This window comes from Roseburia lenta (assembly GCF_014287435.1).
GTDB classification, from domain to species: Bacteria; Bacillota; Clostridia; order Lachnospirales; family Lachnospiraceae; genus Pararoseburia; species Pararoseburia lenta.
The window spans coordinates 321,228-337,693 of sequence record NZ_JACOPG010000003.1 but is presented as its reverse complement, the minus strand read 5'-3'; the positions used below and the strand labels follow the sequence as shown (position 1 = coordinate 337,693).

The following is a 16,466-nucleotide window of genomic DNA, read 5'->3' as shown; positions in this document are numbered from 1 at the left end:
CTCAATTCTATAGGTTCAAACTGGAATATTCAAGAAGGCAATCAGAAATTTTTTATTAAAAAAGTATAAACTCCCGCATTTTCTGTAAGATCTTCTTTTCCCTGCGAGAAACCTGTACCTGGGTCATGCCCAGCCTGCCCGCGATCTCTGTCTGTGTCATATTCTCAAAAAAGCGCATTTGTATCAGATTTTTTTCCTCCGCGGATAATGCCTGCATGGCCAAGGCAAGGATCTGTTCTTCCAAGACTTCCTCCTCCATCGGCTTTTCCTTTCCCTCCAACTGGTCCACCAAAAGCACCTGACTTTCCCCCGAATCATAGGCAGTCTCATAGATGGAGGTGACCGGTCTGGCACTTGCCATGGCAAGGACAACATCTTCTCTGGTCAATCCCGTTTTTTCTACGATCTGATCCACAGAAATATCTTCCTGCCCCTGCTGCAGGGTCTGGATCTGCTTTCTGTGTTCTGCGATAGTCCGAGACACCTTGATGGGGTTGTCATCCCGCAAAAAACGGCGGATTTCCCCTAAGATCAGGGGAACCGCATAGGTGGAAAAGCGTACGTCATATGTAGTGTCAAAACGATCGATCGCCTGCATGAGTCCGATCATGCCAATTTGAAACAATTCCTCCTTATCCTTACCGGAAGATGAAAAGCGCCCCACCATGCTCCATACCAGGGGCATATTATCCACAACCAGCCTGTCTCTTTCTCCCTTATCTCCTTTTTGCGCACGTTCGATTCTTTCCGTGATTCCATCCATACTAGACCTGATCCTGCAAGCATTTCGTCATCGTAACCGTCGTACCGACTCCCAGAACCGACATCACATCCACACTATCCATAAAGGTTTCCATGAAAGCAAAACCCATGCCCGACCGCTCCAGTTCCGGTTTGGTCGTATAAAAGGGTTCCCTTGCCTTTTTGATATCCAAGATCCCCTTACCAAAATCCTGCACACAGATGGTCAGCAGATTTTCCTTCATGCTACAACGCATCATGACATTACCTGTTTTCTTGTCATAGCCATGGATCACGGCATTCGTCACTGCCTCGGATACCGCTGTCTTTACATCATCCATCTCCCCCACAGTCGGATTTGCCCCCACCATAAAAGCAGAAACAACCATGCGTGCGAACGCCTCATTTTCTGAGATTGCATCAAAGGTTACTGTCATATGATTTTCCATGCCTACACCTCACTTTTTTGATTTTCCTGATCTGACGGCACAACAGTGATCAGCCGTTGCAGACCGGAAATGCGAAAGATCTGCTCCACACGCGGGCTCAAATTGGTCGCCACCACCTGTCCACCGGAAAAACTCAGATTCCGGCTCCTGCCGATCAAAACACCAATCCCGGAACTGTCCATAAACTCCGTATTGGTAAAATCAAAGATCAGGGTCTTCACATGATAAGTCTCGATCAAAAGGTCCGCCTCCTCTTTGAGTTGGGTTGCCAGATGATGGTCAAGTTCCTTTGGCACGACCACACGCAATTTTCCCTGCCCCATTTCAAATTTGTATTCCATCTGCTTGTCCTCCTATTTTTCCTGTTTATGAAATAGAAAAAGACGTAGGGAAATATTTTCCTTACGTCTTTTGTATGCTTTCTTATATGAAATTCTCTCTTAGTTATTGGTAGTATTGTCATCCCCGCCATTAGATTGTGCATAGGAATCTATGCGTTCCTGTGCCGTTCTTGCATGGGATGTATCCGGGTATTGCTCAATGACCTTCTGGTAATTTTCTATGGCACTGTCAAACTCCCAGGTATTCCACTGACACTCTGCCAGATAAAAAAGCGCATCACCGTTATGATAGGTCTGGTCGATAAATACCACCTGACCGAAACTATCCTTGGCAGTCTGATAATCCTGTCTCTGGTATGCCTGATAAGCCGTATTATAGGCATCTTCCAAAACCTTGGCATAGACTGCCGTATGGATCAGATCATACATAGCCTGCCCTTTTTCTTCAAGCAGATCCCGATTGACGGAAGAAAGTGCCTCCCCTGCCTGATCCAGATTGGATGCGTCGTAAGCCTCCTTTGCCTCCATGAGTTTTTCATAGGAGCCTACCGCATCTGACTTTCCGGTATATTGTTCCAGTTCTTTGTTGAGGTCTTCCACCTGCTTTTTCAGGCTGCTGACATTGGATGCACTGTTGGTCAACTGTTCATTGGTATCGACCAAAGATGCCGCCGCATTCTCAGAAGCCCGCTGGCGAATGGTCGGGATGACCAAAAAGAAACAGATCAAAAGTCCTATGACCAGTCCTACCAGAATATTGACCACACTGGCTCTGGTGCTGTCGATCATATCCCGGAAGGAATTGCTCGGCATAACGATGGTATCATTGCCATCCTGAAAAGAAACCAGATCATCCTTCTTACGCTTCTTTTTGTTCTGGTTGAGTTCTTTTAATTTCTCGCGCACCTCTCTGGAATAACGCAGTGTGATGGTATTTCGCACATCGATCTTGTTAGTTGCATTTAACTCCTTGCGCGCCTCATTATACTTGCCATCCTGAATATACAAAAGAGCCAGCAACTGATGTCCGGCAACAAATTTAGGATTTAGGTTCAATACCTTGCGCAACTGGATAGTCGCCAGATCGCGGCTGCCCTGTCTGCAATACAAAAGTGCCTGGTTGTATTTCTTGGTTGTCTGGTTTAACTTATCAAGCATGCCAGGTGTATTCTGGATCTCGTCGAGATAGCGGTCTGCCAATGGATTGTCCGGCTCTAAGTTCTTACTGATGACCCACTCGCTCAGCGCCATGACAGTCTCGCCCAACTCAAAATATACCAGTCCCAGGAGATTTCTCGCCTGGGTATTGTATTTGTTGTATTTTAAACTCTTTTTCAAAGAAACGATCGCACCGGACAGATCGCGTACCTGCGCCTGCTCCAGACCGGTATTATACAAGGTATTGGACGATGCCAGAATGGTGCGATAGATCTTCAAATCACTGCCACAATGAGGGCATACGTTTTCATGATCCACAAGGGTGCCACACATATAACATTTCATGTCTGCTTCTATCTCCCTCTCTTTTGCTCTGTCATCTGCCGAAGGATATCCGTCATATCCGTCAGATCTCGCTTCTGGATCTCTTCTTCCGCTTCTTCTACTTCCATACTTGGCTCAAACTTTTTCAGTTCTTCTTCAAAATCTATCATTTCAGCCTCCAAACTACTGCTTTCTTCTATCTATCATAATGATTCTTTGTGAACATTCCGTCAAAATCTGTCAGCAGATGCTCTATTCATCCGGAACCGGATCCAAGAGCGGATCCATACGGATACCGGTCATGGTCTTGACAAATTCCACGCGCTTCTGAAAATCCGTCAGTTGTGCATACTGATCCATGATCCGCACCGTCACGCCGGAATATACGGTATCATAGACACGCACAGTCGCTCCTCGTCCTGCCTCCATCAAGGCTTTCAGTTCATCAAAACGCACGCGGGCTTCCGCAACCACCGCTTCATCGCGGATACGGATACGCAGCAACTGCATACGCCTCGGATCTTCCTTGTAGGAAATTCCCTTCTTTTGTGCCAGAAGTTCAAAATCCTCGATCCCCTGTTTGATCTTGGCAAGATTGGCATCCAAAGACCGGATCTTGTCTGCAAGATCTGACATTTCCTTGATGCGCTCCTCGTCAATCCCAACCATAACATGGGTCACGGTCCCAAACTTATTGCCGATCACCAGGGAAGATACGCCCTGCACCGCCGTCACATAGCCGCCGATGATAGCAGAACGCTTGCCTGCGGTCGTGATGACCTTGGAATCACAATTTACCAGACAGTTGAAAAGCACATCCGCGTGCAACATTCCCTTACAGGAGACAATGGCATACTCAATAAACTCTGCCGTAATCGCACCCTCTGCATGGATCGTGGTACGTTCTCCACCCTTGACACCGCTCAAAAGATAAATATCTTGTCCGGCGCGCAGGTCGCACAATTCCACCAGACCATCCACTGTGATCGATCCTGTCGCATGAATACGGATACCGTTTTTGACACCGCCATGAATTACCACATCGCCCTTGAAATCAATGTTGCCAATGCTCATATCCGCATCCTGGTCGATCTCATAGACAGGAGAAATATTGATCCGATTGTTCTTTAGGACGATCTTACCATCCATATCCGCATAATAGTACAGATTGTCATCCGAACGATGAAAACCACGTCCACCGATCGGTGGCATATCACGCATCATGCGCGGCTCGATCTCTTTGCCACGCACATTCATGCCCGGCATACCCATGACCGCAGGATGGTAAGTGGCGATCAGGTCACCCTCATGCACGACCTCGATCACCTTGATACTAAGGAAATCCGCAGATCCATCCGGTCGGATGGTCGGCTTCTTGGAGAAATCCTGACTAAAATGATATTCGTAGTAGCCATTGATCCCTTCCATGGGCTCTTTTCCCACAGCAACGATGAGTTCAGTATCAAAAAGGATCTCCTGGCACAAAGAGGAAAGCATATTCCTATCAATTCCATAGACTATCCCCTCTTGTGCAAGCATGTTCTCCAGTGTATCCACATCATACTGAGGCGCACTTTCCCCCTCAGCCGGAGCCGGAAAACGGATCGTCGCAAACATAGCCTTATTGTCAACACGAATGATCGGTTTCTTGGCATATGGATTCATCGGAGTTGTCATTTACGACTCCCTTCTTTGACCGCCGCTACCACGCGGCTGGTACCAAGTCTGCTTGCTCCCAGTGCAATAAAATCTGCTGCATCCTCCAAGGATGCGATACCACCTGCCGCCTTAACCAGTGTTCCATCTGTTACATGCGATGCCATCAGAGATACAGTTTCTCTTGTTGCTCCTGCTTTTGAAAAGCCGGTAGAGGTCTTGATATATTCTGCCTTGGACTCGGACACCACCTGACACATGGAAATGATCTCCTGGTCTGTCAAGAGGCAGGTCTCGATGATGACCTTTAAGAGTCTTCCCTGGCACGCTGCCTTGACCTGATCGATCTCATCTAAGATGTCATCAAAACGTCCTTCCTTGACCCAACCGACATTGACGACCATATCAATCTCGCTTGCGCCCTTTGCCACAGCATCGGATGCCTCAAAGCACTTGGTAGCCGTTGTAGCGTAGCCATTTGGAAATCCTATGACCGTACAGATTGGAAGTCTGCCATCCACATAGGCTGCTGCTCTTTCTACAAAAGAAGGAGGTATGCAGGCGGAAGCAGTCTCATAACGCATTGCATCATCCAAAACCTCTTGCATCTCCTCCCACCTACTGTCTACACGCAGTAATGTGTGATCTACCTTTGTAAGAATCTGCTTTACTTGTGCTGCATCCATTGCATATCCTCCTTAAAATAATGTGCCTTACTTCATCTGTGCCAGACGTGCGAGCACATCATCCATCATCTGCTGGTATTTATCCATCTTCGCGCGCTCCTCAGCCACCTTTTCTGCCGGAGCCTTATTCAGGAACTTCTCATTGGAAAGCATGCCCTTGCTTCGCGCAAGTTCCTTTTCCAGTTTTTCTTTTTCCTTGGTCAGTCTTTCCTTTTCCTTCTCAAAATCTACCAAATCCTCGAGTGGAATATACATGACCGCATCCGGGATAACAACCGAAACGGCATCTTCCGGTACGCCCTCTGTACCTGCCTGTACGCATACCTCACTGGCACCGGCAAGTGTCTGATAAGACTCTGTGATCTCGGTAAAGATCCCCCGCACTGCCGCATCATCCGATGTGATGATGATCTTTGCCTTGCGACTTGGCGGTACCTCCATATCGGTACGGAGATTTCGCATACCACGAACGACATCTTTGGCTCTGTCGATCATAGCCTCTTCCTTTGGATAATGACGGTTCTCATCATATACCGGCCAGTCGGTCAGCATAATGGTCTCCTCCTCCGGATGCAAGGTGCAGAAGATCTCTTCTGTGATAAACGGCATGAACGGATGCAAAAGTTTCAGAGCATCGGTAAGGACGGTCTTTAAAGTCCAAAGTGCAGCATTTGCAGATACCATATCCTGATCCTTGCGATACATACGAGGCTTAACGATCTCAATGTACCAGTCACAGAACTCATCCCAGATAAAGTTGTAGACCTTTTGTACCGCAATACCAAGTTCGTACTTGTCCATATTCTCGGTCACATCTTTTGCCAGTGTATTGACCTGTGAAAGGATCCACTTATCTGCAACGGCAAGATCTGCTTCCTCTGGCTGGGTCAGTTCTACACCTTCTAAGTTCATCAGGATGAAACGTGATGCATTCCATACCTTATTTGCAAAATTGCGGCTCTGCTCTACACGCTCCCAATAGAAACGCATATCATTGCCCGGTGCATTACCGGTGATCAAGGTCAGACGCAGGGCGTCTGCGCCGTATTTATCAATGACTTCCAGTGGATCGATACCATTGCCCAAAGACTTGCTCATCTTGCGTCCCTGTGAGTCGCGCACGAGTCCATGGATCAATACCGTATGGAAAGGTGACTTGCCTGTGTGTGCGTAACCGGAAAATACCATGCGGACAACCCAGAAGAAGATAATGTCATATCCGGTCACAAGTACATCGGTCGGATAGAAATAATCCAGATCTTCGGTCTTATCCGGCCAACCCAGAGTTGAAAATGGCCATAGAGCAGATGAGAACCAGGTATCCAGCGTGTCTTCGTCCTGTTTCATGTGTACGCCGCCACACTTCGGACACTTGGTCGGTGCTTCGGATGCGCGTGCAACCACAGTCTCCCCACAATCCTGGCAGTAGTATGCCGGGATACGATGTCCCCACCACAACTGTCTGGAAATACACCAGTCGCGGATATTCTCCAACCAGTGCAAATAAGTCTTATCATAATTCTTTGGCACGAACTGCAATTCGCCTGTCTTGATCGCCTCAACCGCCGGCTTTGCCAATTCTTCCATGGCAACAAACCACTGCGGCTTTACCATAGGCTCAACCGTCGTCTTACATCTGTCATGGGTACCGACATTGTGGACATGATCTTCAATACCAACCAGCAGTCCCATCTCGTCCATCTTCTGAACGATGACTTTACGTGCCTCATAGCGATCCATGCCTTCAAATTCGCCACCATTGCTATTGATGGTCGCATCATCATTTAAGATATTGATGACCGGAAGATCATGACGCTTGCCAACCTCAAAGTCATTCGGGTCGTGTGCCGGTGTGATCTTAACGACACCGGTTCCAAATTCCATATCTACATACTCGTCTGCAATAACCGGGATCTCACGGTTCATAAACGGAAGCATAACGGTCTTGCCGACGATATCCTTGTAACGATCATCTGCCGGATTGACAGCCACTGCGGTATCTCCCAGCATGGTCTCCGGACGGGTCGTAGCAAATTCTACATATCTGCCCGGCTCTCCAACGATCTCGTATTTCATATGCCAGAAATGTCCTGCCTGCTCTACGTGCTCTACCTCTGCATCAGAAATAGAGGTCTGGCAGACCGGACACCAGTTGATGATACGGTTGCCCTTATAGATATAGCCCTCATTATATAATTTGACAAAGACTTCCTCGACTGCCTTAGAACAGCCTTCATCCATGGTAAAACGTTCTCTCTGCCAGTCAGCAGAAGATCCCATACGCTTGAGCTGACGGATGATACGTCCGCCGTACTCCTCGCGCCACTTCCAACATTCGTCTAAAAATCCGTCACGTCCCAGGTCATCCTTGTTGATGCCCTGCTTTTTCAGATGCTCGATGACCTTGACCTCTGTAGCGATGGCTGCATGGTCTGTCCCCGGCTGCCAGAGGGCATTGTATCCCTGCATTCTCTTGTAACGGATCAAAATGTCCTGCATGGTATTATCTAAAGCATGTCCCATGTGGAGCTGACCTGTGATATTTGGAGGTGGCATCACGATGGTAAATGGTTTCTTGCTGCGGTCTACCTCAGCGTGAAAATAGCCATTATCCTCCCATTTTTTGTAAAGTCTGTCTTCCAACCCACTCGGGTCATACGTCTTTGCTAATTCTTTACTCATTTTATCTATTATTCCTTTCCGCATAGGCGGATCTACTCCTTGCCTATGTTACCATCTTATCTATATTATCTTATAAGGAAACAGGGGAAAAATCAACTGCCTTTTTCTCATTCCCGGTTAAATCCATAGGGTGTTTTGCTCCGCCATTTAAAAATCAGATTTGGCAGGAAAATATCCAGATTGCGCAGGGTAGAAAACGCCTTTGCCCCGGCACTGCCACCTCGAAACTTATCTTTATAGGAGATCGTCCGCCGCAAAAGCCGGATATCTTTGGGATCCATGACCTTTTCTTCTTCCAGAACATGAATAAACTCATAGGTGGAGTCATCCATCTTCTTGGCGTCCGCAGACAAATTCTGTGCCGTATAACCATGCACATAAAGCGGCTGGTCTACAAAAGAAAACGGTGTCCGCTGGCAAAGCAGAAGCAACCAGAGGAAATAATCGTCCGATCCGTTCTTTTTTCCTATATGCTGTGTCCAGACAGCAGGGATCATAGCCTTTGGGATCAGGCACTGTCCCGGTGAAACGATCTGGTTGCCAATGCGAAGATAGGTCCTGTAATCACCGACCAACTTTTTATGGTAATCCGTGCGATACCATAAGACCTCTCCGTCCTTTTGCTCCATAAGAGCATTGGAGACCAGTACCGGATAACGCATGATCTGCGCGATCTTTGTCCGGGAAAATTCCTGCCCCAGCGTCGCATGCACCTTATCTGCCTCCGTCTGGTATTTTTTCATAGTCGCAATAAAGGTAGCGACTGCATCCTCCCGCAAGCGGTCGTCCTGATCCAGAAAGATCACATAGTCACCGGTGCAGAGAGAAAGCCCGCGTACGCGCGCCGCATGGATCCCGCCGTTTTGCTTCTGGTCGTAGATCCAGATATTGCAATCGCCACCGTCTTCCGGCAGGACAACGCTCTCCTCCGGACTGTCATTTATGATCACGGATTCCAGTTCATCCGCACTCTCCAGATTTTTCTGGTTTGCGCGGATCATTTTTTTGTAATCTGCCATATAAGCATTTCCCTTATAAAAGGCAGTGATAATACTTACTTTCATTAAAAACTTGCTCCATATTTTTTGCCAAAGAACTTTGCTTTGAGAAAAGCGCCGCCCTTTTTCAGCCAGTTGACCGGTTCCATGTGCATGGTCGCCACTTCCTTGATGCGCGGTGCTTCTTTGCTCTCTTGCTCTTTTAACAGCCAGACATTAAAAAGAATCTCACTGACACGTCCAAAAAGTCTCGCCTCAAAGGCGCTCATGTTTTTCAGATCATCCTGCATGGCATCCTCTAAGTCTGCCAGGATCGGGAAAAGCCATTTGCAGTAGGCATCCAGATAGGTCCGCCGCATAATGCACATATTAAACATATATCCCCAGGTTGATGCGTAGACCTTTTTGCATGCTGCGTCATATTCCGGGCATTTGCTGTGAATGACCTCCTGTGCCAGATCCAGGTGCTTGGCATCCAGCGTGTGTGCATAGTGTGAATACAGGGATTCAATATAATACTTACGTTTTGCCGGCACGACGATGTCATAAGCCTCCATAAGATCCCCGGCTTCTGCTGTCGTCAATACGCAATCCATCAGGTCGTTTGCATGCGCCTTCCGATAAGAGCGGCTCTTTCCTGTAAAGTATCTGCGGTAATGTACCAGACCGATGGCATCTGCATCCAGATTTTTCCAGGCCCAGTAGAGCCCGGTCAGTTCGCAGTAAGTTGGATTTTTTGCTGATATATTCTCGCCTGTATTGTCACACACAAGTCCCGGGATGCTGTCCTTTCCCTCTGCGCCCACTTGTAGGGGCAGATAGACGGATTCTGCCGGTGTCTTGTATGGCTTATGCATGGCAATGATGATCTTTGTTTGCATAATTTTCTCCAAATCATAGTTTTTTACATTATAGCATACTATGCAGGTGAATTGTTCAAGGGGATATGAAAATAGCCGTCATTACTGCAAATAATGACGGCTGTTCCTAAAACACTTATTTAATTTTTCCGATCTTCATGCCATCACGCATCGCCATCGTCGTCATCTGCGATCGTATTGGCAACCGCTGCGCTCGCGCCTGCCACTGCCGATACCACCACAACCACTGCAACGATAACAACAAACAAGATCAGTATGGCAAAAAAAATCAAAAACCCCATCTCTGTCATTTTACCTACCTCCAAAAACAACTAAGCACAGTATAACACACCGGGATGGAAATTACACATGTTTGTTTTATTTTCTGTAATAAATAGAATTCCAGTTCATTTCATTCTTAAACTGACGGATGTTGGTGTCCTTATCAATATAAACTGCCTCAATGCCCATATTGGCAGCCCAATCCCCCATCTGCTCTGCGCTCAGATCATAGGAGAAGGCAGTATGATGTGCACCTCCTGCCAGAATCCAGGCCTCGGTGCCAACTTTGAGATTTGGCTGCGGTGTCCAGAATGCAGTTGCAACCGGAAGTTTTGGCATTGGTTTTTCTGTCTTTTTGCAATCCACATCGTTGATGATCAGACGGAAGCGGTCGCCAAGATCAACCAGTGATGTTGCAATAGCAGGTCCGGTCTTTGATGTAAATACCAGTCTTGCCGGATCCTCACGCTCGCCCATACTCAGTGGCTGCTCCTTGATTGCGATCCTGCCGTCCGCGATCGTCGGACAAACCTCAAGCATATGTGCTTCCAGAACGCCTTCCTTACCCGGTACCAGATTGTATGTGTAGTCCTCCATAAAAGATGTTCCCTTGGCATCTTTGACTCCCTGGGTCATGATCTTCATGACACGCACCATAGCCGCGGTCTTCCAGTCACCCTCAGCACCAAATCCATAGCCTTTTTCCATCAGACGCTGGATGGCAAGTCCCGGCAACTGTTTGAGTCCGCCCAGATCTCCGAAGTGTGTAACGATCGCCTGATAATTTCTCTCTTCCAGAAAACGCTCAAAACCGATCTCTATGCCCGCCTGCACTGCTACATGCTGACGGAATTCTTTTTCGTCTCTGCCCTCAAGCAGGATGTCATACTTGCTGTAATATTCCTCTACCAAAGTATCAATATCTGCCTGTGATACGGCATTCACGGCTTCTACGATCTCATTGACCGGATAGGCATCTACTTCCCAGCCGAACTTGATCTGTGCCTCGACCTTGTCGCCCTCGGTAACAGCAACATTTCGCATATTATCAGCCACACGCATCACGCGGACATGGCTGCTCTCGATCACGCCCACTGCCGTACACATCCATGCGCCGATCTCCTTCTGGACATCCGCATCTTCCCAATAGCCGGCGATGACCTTGCGCTCCATGCCAAGACGGCTGAAGATATGACCATATTCACGATCACCGTGCGCGGATTGGTTCTCATTCATAAAGTCCATATCGATGGTGTCATATGGGATTTCCCGGTTGAACTGGGTATGTAAATGCAAAAGTGGTTTGCGCAATTCCTGTAAGCCCAGGATCCATGATTTTGCCGGAGAAAACGTATGCATCCAGGTAATGATACCTGCGCAATTCTCATCCGTATTTGCTTCGTTAAAAGTTCTGCGGATCACTTCATTTGTGATCATGGTCGGCTTCCAGATGACCTCGTATGGCAGGTTGCCGGATCTGTTCAAAGCCTCAACGATGATCTTCGAATGTTCTGCCACATGTGCCAGGCACTCCTCTCCGTACAGATCCTGTGATCCGGTGCAAAACCAAAACTGATAATTCTTCTTTTCTAACATGTCTGCTCCTTTCCTATATCTCGCTATTTTAGCGTAATCATTACTCTCTTACTGATTATCTTATGTTAAAGTCCAGATCCTGTCTTTTCATTTTTTTATGAAGATAGGGTAATATTTTCAATTTCGTTGACACTGCTTTTTTGCAAGTTGTATGATGATGCCAGAAAGCCTGCCAAAGTACACATCCTTTGGCAAATACAGACAAAAGGAGCCGCTGTTTATGAAAGTAATGAATATTGAAAACCCGGAAGAATTTTTAAAAGTCATTGATGCCTGTGAAGGACAGGTAGAACTCGTCACCGCTGATGGCGACCGTTTGAACTTAAAGTCAAAATTGTGTCAACTTATTTCCCTGACGACCATTTTTTCTTCCAGTTCCGCTATCCCGGAAATGGAGATCATCGCCCATGAAGCAGATGACTCCAAGCGCATCATGGATTATCTGATGCGTGGCAAAATATAACGTAACTTTTTTTCATACTCCTTACAAAAAGAAACTGACCGGAAAGTAAGTATTCCGCGTCAGTTTCTTTCTTTTTACCGATTCTGTTTTAACTTTACATAGGCTCCCGCCATATGTTCTTTCGCCCAGGCGATCTCTTTGGCTCTGCGATAGGCTCCGCTGATATCTCCCCGCACCAATGGGGCATAGAGGATCTTTGCCACGCGCCCATCCTCCGATAAGTGGCGGCGCAGTCTGCCATACAAAGGACCTTCCAGTTCAGCCCTTGCCCTTGCCATGACCTCGCGCTTGCTGTCGCCGTGCTGTATGCCTCTGACCATGGATGACTGGAAAGACCGGAAATATACCCCAGCCATGACTTCATGCAGGCGCATGCGCCATGCTCCAACGTCCAGATTTTCCAACCCCCCTGTCTCTCCTTTGGTCATGCCCTCGGTCACCGTCTGGATCTTTCGCATCTGCATATTAAGGAATGCCTGTACTCTGGTCTTTTGCAGGGCAAAATATTCCGGCAGATACTTGTCCGTCAGGCGGCTCTGTCCGCGATTGGCATAATGGTACAAGACATCCGGCAACGTCAAAAGACTTTGCAATGCTCCTGCTGCCTGCACATTAAATAAAATATCCTCAATATGGACGATATTCTGAAACTGCAACTTCTGTTCCTGTAAGAAAGAAAGCCGGTATGCCTTATTCCATGCATAGCCAAACATAGTCTCATGCTCCAGTTCTATGATATAAGGATAGGCATAGGCAAGCGGTCTTTTCCACCCCTGTGCGCCATCATGGATATGATCTGAAAAATAATATAATTCCGGCGTCTTCTGCACCTGATAGGACAAGGCATTTTTTTGATAGTAGTCCTCGGTGTAGCCAAAGACGACCATATCCGCCGGCTGCTCGTCCAAAGCATGATAGAGCCTTTCCAAAAGGGTCTTTTCCACGCCATCATCCGCATCCAGAAACAGGATATAGTCTCCGGCAGCATGAGAGATCCCGGTATTGCGCGCCATACTAAGCCCCTCGTTCTCCGGCTTATGGATCACGACATAGTCTGCCTGCTTGCCGCGAAATGCCTGTAAGTAAGACTCCGCGACCGCTCCCGTCTGATCTGTAGCACAGTCATCTACCAGGATCACCTCAAAGTTGTTATAGGTCTGTTCCAAAAGATCCTGCAACAATCCCGGCAGATATTCTTCTACATTGTATGCCGAGATCACCACGGAAAATTTGATCTGTCCTGTCATCTTTTTGCTCCTTATCTTTGCTACTTCTTATCATAATGCATAGGATGCGCTTTCGTCTACTGCTTTCTTTCCGTTATGTACTGAGGCGAGCCGGAAGCAGGTAGAAGTGGGCAGGACCGAAGGGGCGGGGAAGAATGTATTGGAGTGTAAATTCGTCGTATTTCTGAAAGAGGCTGCTTGTTTGAAATTGAACTGTCTTTGCACAGCTTCGACAGGCGGCGGGATATGTCCGTCGGTGGCAGATATTCAGGGGCGCCGCGCATAAGAGGTGCTAAGAACTTGTCATTAGACCTACAGAAAATTGTGGTAACCGGAGCAAACAAACGTCCTGTTTGGTTGCTCCTTTCGGGTACATCCGTGTACCCTCATTACCTGGTAATAACAAGTTCAAAGCACCTCTAATACGCTTTGCATTCATATCTGCCACCGACGAACACTATCCCAGAGCCTGTTTAACTTTGCAAAGACAGTTCTTATAAATAAAAACAAACAGCCTCTTTCTAGAGATACAGAATTTCACGACGCGTTCTTCCCCGCCCCTTCGGTCCTGCCCACTTCTGCTTGCTTCCGGCTCGCCCCTATTTCCAACAACGAAAAATGCCAGCAGGCAAAACCCTCTGGCATTTTCACACATTTTATTTATATTTCTTTTCCGGTGGAGCACAAGAACTACAACCGCCGCACGATCCACAGTCACCGGAGCATAAGCCTTTCCCGGATTTTTTCTTTTTGATCAAACTGTGTAAGATTGCTGAAACAATAGCGATCAGTACAAGTAATACAATGATTGTTCCCATATCATTCACCTCGAAACCGGCTCAAAAGAGCCACATTTTTATTTATTGATTGCTGCATATTTATCCTTGCGGAAGAGCAGATAGATAAAGCCGATCACAAAGATAAATGCTACAACGGTTCCAAATCCAAAGACACCAGCCGTAAAGAGTGTTCCGATCTGGTAGATGCACATTGCTACAATGTAAGCAAGTATACACTGATATCCGATTGCAAACCAGAACCACTTTGGATTGTTCATCTCTCTCTTGATAGCACCCATTGCTGCGAAACATGGTGCACAGAGAAGGTTGAATACCAGATAGCCGTAAGCGGCGATTGGTGTCATCACCTGCGCCAGATTGCCCCATACTTCGGAACCATCTTCTGCAACTTCTGCAAATCCATAAAGCATACCAAAGGTAGCAACAACGTTTTCTTTTGCGATCAAGCCAGATACGGCTGCAACTGCCATCTTCCAGCCCTGACCTGCCTGTGTCCATCCAAGCGGTGCAAAGATCCATGCGATCGCAGTGCCGATCTTAGCAAGAATACTTGCATCCAACTGCTCTGCCTCGAGCATTCCGAAGGAACCATTTGCCCATCCGAAACTCATCAGGAACCAGAGTACGATGGTGGATAAGAGGATGATGGTACCAGCCTTCTTGATGAAGGACCAGCCACGCTCCCACATACTACGAAGTACACTGCCAACGGTTGGCCAGTGGTAAGCAGGAAGTTCCATAACGAATGGAGCAGGATCGCCGGAGAACATCTTTGTCTTCTTCAAGATGATACCGGAACAAATAATTGCTGCCATACCCACGAAATATGCACTCCATGAAACCCATCCTGCGTTATCGAAGAAAGCACCTGCGATCAAAGCGATGATCGGCAACTTTGCTCCACATGGGATAAAGGTTGTTGTCATGATAGTCATCTTACGGTCACGGTCATTTTCGATCGTTCTACTAGCCATGATTCCAGGAACACCACATCCGGTACCGATCAGCATCGGAATGAAGGACTTTCCGGAGAGACCAAACTTACGGAAGATTCTGTCCATAACGAAAGCAACACGCGCCATGTATCCACATCCCTCCAGGAATCCCAGGAAGATGAAGAGAACTAACATCTGCGGAACGAATCCAAGAACTGCACCAACACCGGCAACAATACCGTCCAAGATCAATCCCTGCAACCAGTCAGCACAATTGATAGAAACTAAGAAGTTCTCAATTGCCGGAGGAATGATCTCGCCAAAGAGTACATCATTGGTCCAGTCAGTCAGGAATCCACCAACGGTTGTGATAGATACATAATAAACAAGCCACATAACTGCTGCAAAGATCGGCAGACCAAGAATACGGTTGGTCACGATACGGTCGATCTTATCTGAAGTGGTAAGGGCGCCCGCATGTGCCTTCTTGATACAATCATTGATAATGCTTCCAATGTAGTTGTATCTCTCACCTGTGATGATGGATTCTGCATCATCATCCAGTTCTTCTTCACAGGAAACAATATCTTTTTCGATATGTGCGATGATATCCTGTGATAATCCTAACTTTTCCTGTACCTTGGTATCACGCTCAAATAACTTGATCGCATACCAACGCTGCAGATTCTCATCATCAATGTTATGTAAGCAAAGTTCTTCGATATGAGCAAATGCATGCTCTACAGAACCATTGAAAGAATGCTTAGCCTTCTGAGACTTCTTAGAAGTAGCGGCGATGGCTCTTGCTGCTGCATCCTCTACACCGGTACCCTTTAATGCGGAGATCTCTACAACCTCAACACCCAGTTCTTCGGCAAGTCTCTTGGAATTGATCTGGTCGCCATTCTTGGCAACAACGTCGATCATGTTGATCGCAACAACAACCGGGATTCCAAGTTCTACCAACTGTGTTGTCAGGTAGAGGTTTCTTTCCAAGTTGGTACCATCAACGATATTTAAAATGGCATCCGGATGCTCGTCGATCAGATAATTTCTTGCAACGACTTCCTCCAATGTATAAGGGGACAAAGAATAAATACCCGGTAAGTCAGTGATGGTAACTTCCTTATCTCCTTTGTATTTTCCTTCTTTCTTTTCTACCGTAACGCCCGGCCAGTTTCCTACAAACTGGTTGGCTCCGGTCAGGGCATTAAACAATGTGGTCTTACCACAGTTCGGATTACCTGCTAATGCAATACGTACTCCCAC

The 16,466-nt window shown here is 47.1% G+C and carries 16 protein-coding genes; 1 reads left to right on the top strand and 15 read right to left on the bottom strand.

Features of this window, described 5'->3' with window-relative positions:
* Positions 1-55: 55 nt before the first annotated feature.
* The 12 genes from H8R94_RS09010 to araA all read right to left on the bottom strand — a co-directional run bounded on the left by H8R94_RS09010 (position 56) and on the right by araA (position 11,773).
* Positions 56-763, bottom strand: a complete 708-nt coding sequence (locus tag H8R94_RS09010; RefSeq protein ID WP_186854455.1) for a sigma-70 family RNA polymerase sigma factor — start codon at positions 761-763, stop codon at positions 56-58.
* A 1-nt stretch (position 764) separates the two neighbouring features.
* Positions 765-1,190 (bottom strand): anti-sigma F factor, encoded by a 426-nt coding sequence (gene spoIIAB, locus H8R94_RS09005; RefSeq protein WP_118281635.1) that lies wholly within the window; start codon positions 1,188-1,190, stop codon positions 765-767.
* Between the two features lie 2 nt (positions 1,191-1,192).
* Positions 1,193-1,531 (bottom strand): STAS domain-containing protein, encoded by a 339-nt coding sequence (locus H8R94_RS09000; protein WP_118281634.1) that lies wholly within the window; start codon positions 1,529-1,531, stop codon positions 1,193-1,195.
* 99 nt (positions 1,532-1,630) lie between these two features.
* Positions 1,631-3,034 carry a tetratricopeptide repeat protein gene (locus H8R94_RS08995; RefSeq protein ID WP_118281633.1) on the bottom strand — a complete coding sequence of 468 codons (1,404 nt, stop codon included), beginning with the start codon at positions 3,032-3,034 and terminating at the stop codon, positions 1,631-1,633.
* An 8-nt stretch (positions 3,035-3,042) separates the two neighbouring features.
* Positions 3,043-3,183 (bottom strand): hypothetical protein, encoded by a 141-nt coding sequence (locus H8R94_RS08990; protein WP_178011201.1) that lies wholly within the window; start codon positions 3,181-3,183, stop codon positions 3,043-3,045.
* 82 nt (positions 3,184-3,265) lie between these two features.
* The gene (locus H8R94_RS08985) at positions 3,266-4,690 is read right to left on the bottom strand and encodes a DUF342 domain-containing protein (RefSeq protein ID WP_186854454.1); all 1,425 of its coding nucleotides are present in this window, start codon (positions 4,688-4,690) and stop codon (positions 3,266-3,268) included.
* Positions 4,687-5,355, bottom strand: a complete 669-nt coding sequence (gene deoC, locus H8R94_RS08980) for a deoxyribose-phosphate aldolase (RefSeq protein WP_186854453.1) — start codon at positions 5,353-5,355, stop codon at positions 4,687-4,689. Before deoC ends, H8R94_RS08985 begins: the two co-directional genes overlap by 4 nt.
* Before the next feature lie 27 nt (positions 5,356-5,382).
* Positions 5,383-8,037, bottom strand: coding sequence for a valine--tRNA ligase (locus tag H8R94_RS08975; RefSeq protein WP_118535354.1), 2,655 nt, complete (start codon positions 8,035-8,037; stop codon positions 5,383-5,385).
* 107 nt (positions 8,038-8,144) lie between these two features.
* The gene (locus tag H8R94_RS08970) at positions 8,145-9,101 is read right to left on the bottom strand and encodes a glycosyltransferase family 2 protein (protein WP_186854452.1); all 957 of its coding nucleotides are present in this window, start codon (positions 9,099-9,101) and stop codon (positions 8,145-8,147) included.
* The gene (locus tag H8R94_RS08965; RefSeq protein ID WP_186854451.1) at positions 9,101-9,916 is read right to left on the bottom strand and encodes a DUF4422 domain-containing protein; all 816 of its coding nucleotides are present in this window, start codon (positions 9,914-9,916) and stop codon (positions 9,101-9,103) included. The genes H8R94_RS08970 and H8R94_RS08965 overlap by 1 nt, the downstream gene beginning before the upstream one ends.
* Before the next feature lie 143 nt (positions 9,917-10,059).
* Positions 10,060-10,206 carry a hypothetical protein gene (locus H8R94_RS08960; protein WP_178011194.1) on the bottom strand — a complete coding sequence of 49 codons (147 nt, stop codon included), beginning with the start codon at positions 10,204-10,206 and terminating at the stop codon, positions 10,060-10,062.
* A gap of 67 nt (positions 10,207-10,273) precedes the next feature.
* Positions 10,274-11,773, bottom strand: a complete 1,500-nt coding sequence (gene araA / locus H8R94_RS08955; protein ID WP_186854450.1) for an L-arabinose isomerase — start codon at positions 11,771-11,773, stop codon at positions 10,274-10,276.
* Positions 11,774-11,993: 220 nt separating this feature from the next.
* Between araA and H8R94_RS08950 the strand changes: the two genes are divergently transcribed.
* On the top strand, positions 11,994-12,236 hold the full coding sequence (locus tag H8R94_RS08950) for a polya polymerase (protein ID WP_118281626.1): 243 nt from the start codon (positions 11,994-11,996) through the stop codon (positions 12,234-12,236).
* A 74-nt stretch (positions 12,237-12,310) separates the two neighbouring features.
* Here H8R94_RS08950 and H8R94_RS08945 read toward each other — a convergent pair whose 3' ends face one another.
* From H8R94_RS08945 to feoB, 3 genes are all read right to left on the bottom strand, one after another.
* A complete protein-coding gene (locus H8R94_RS08945; RefSeq protein ID WP_118281625.1) occupies positions 12,311-13,483 on the bottom strand; it encodes a glycosyltransferase family 2 protein in 1,173 nt (390 codons plus the stop codon).
* 635 nt (positions 13,484-14,118) lie between these two features.
* Positions 14,119-14,280, bottom strand: coding sequence for a FeoB-associated Cys-rich membrane protein (locus H8R94_RS08940; protein WP_118281624.1), 162 nt, complete (start codon positions 14,278-14,280; stop codon positions 14,119-14,121).
* A 38-nt stretch (positions 14,281-14,318) separates the two neighbouring features.
* On the bottom strand, positions 14,319-16,466 hold the full coding sequence (gene feoB, locus H8R94_RS08935) for a ferrous iron transport protein B (protein WP_118281623.1): 2,148 nt from the start codon (positions 16,464-16,466) through the stop codon (positions 14,319-14,321).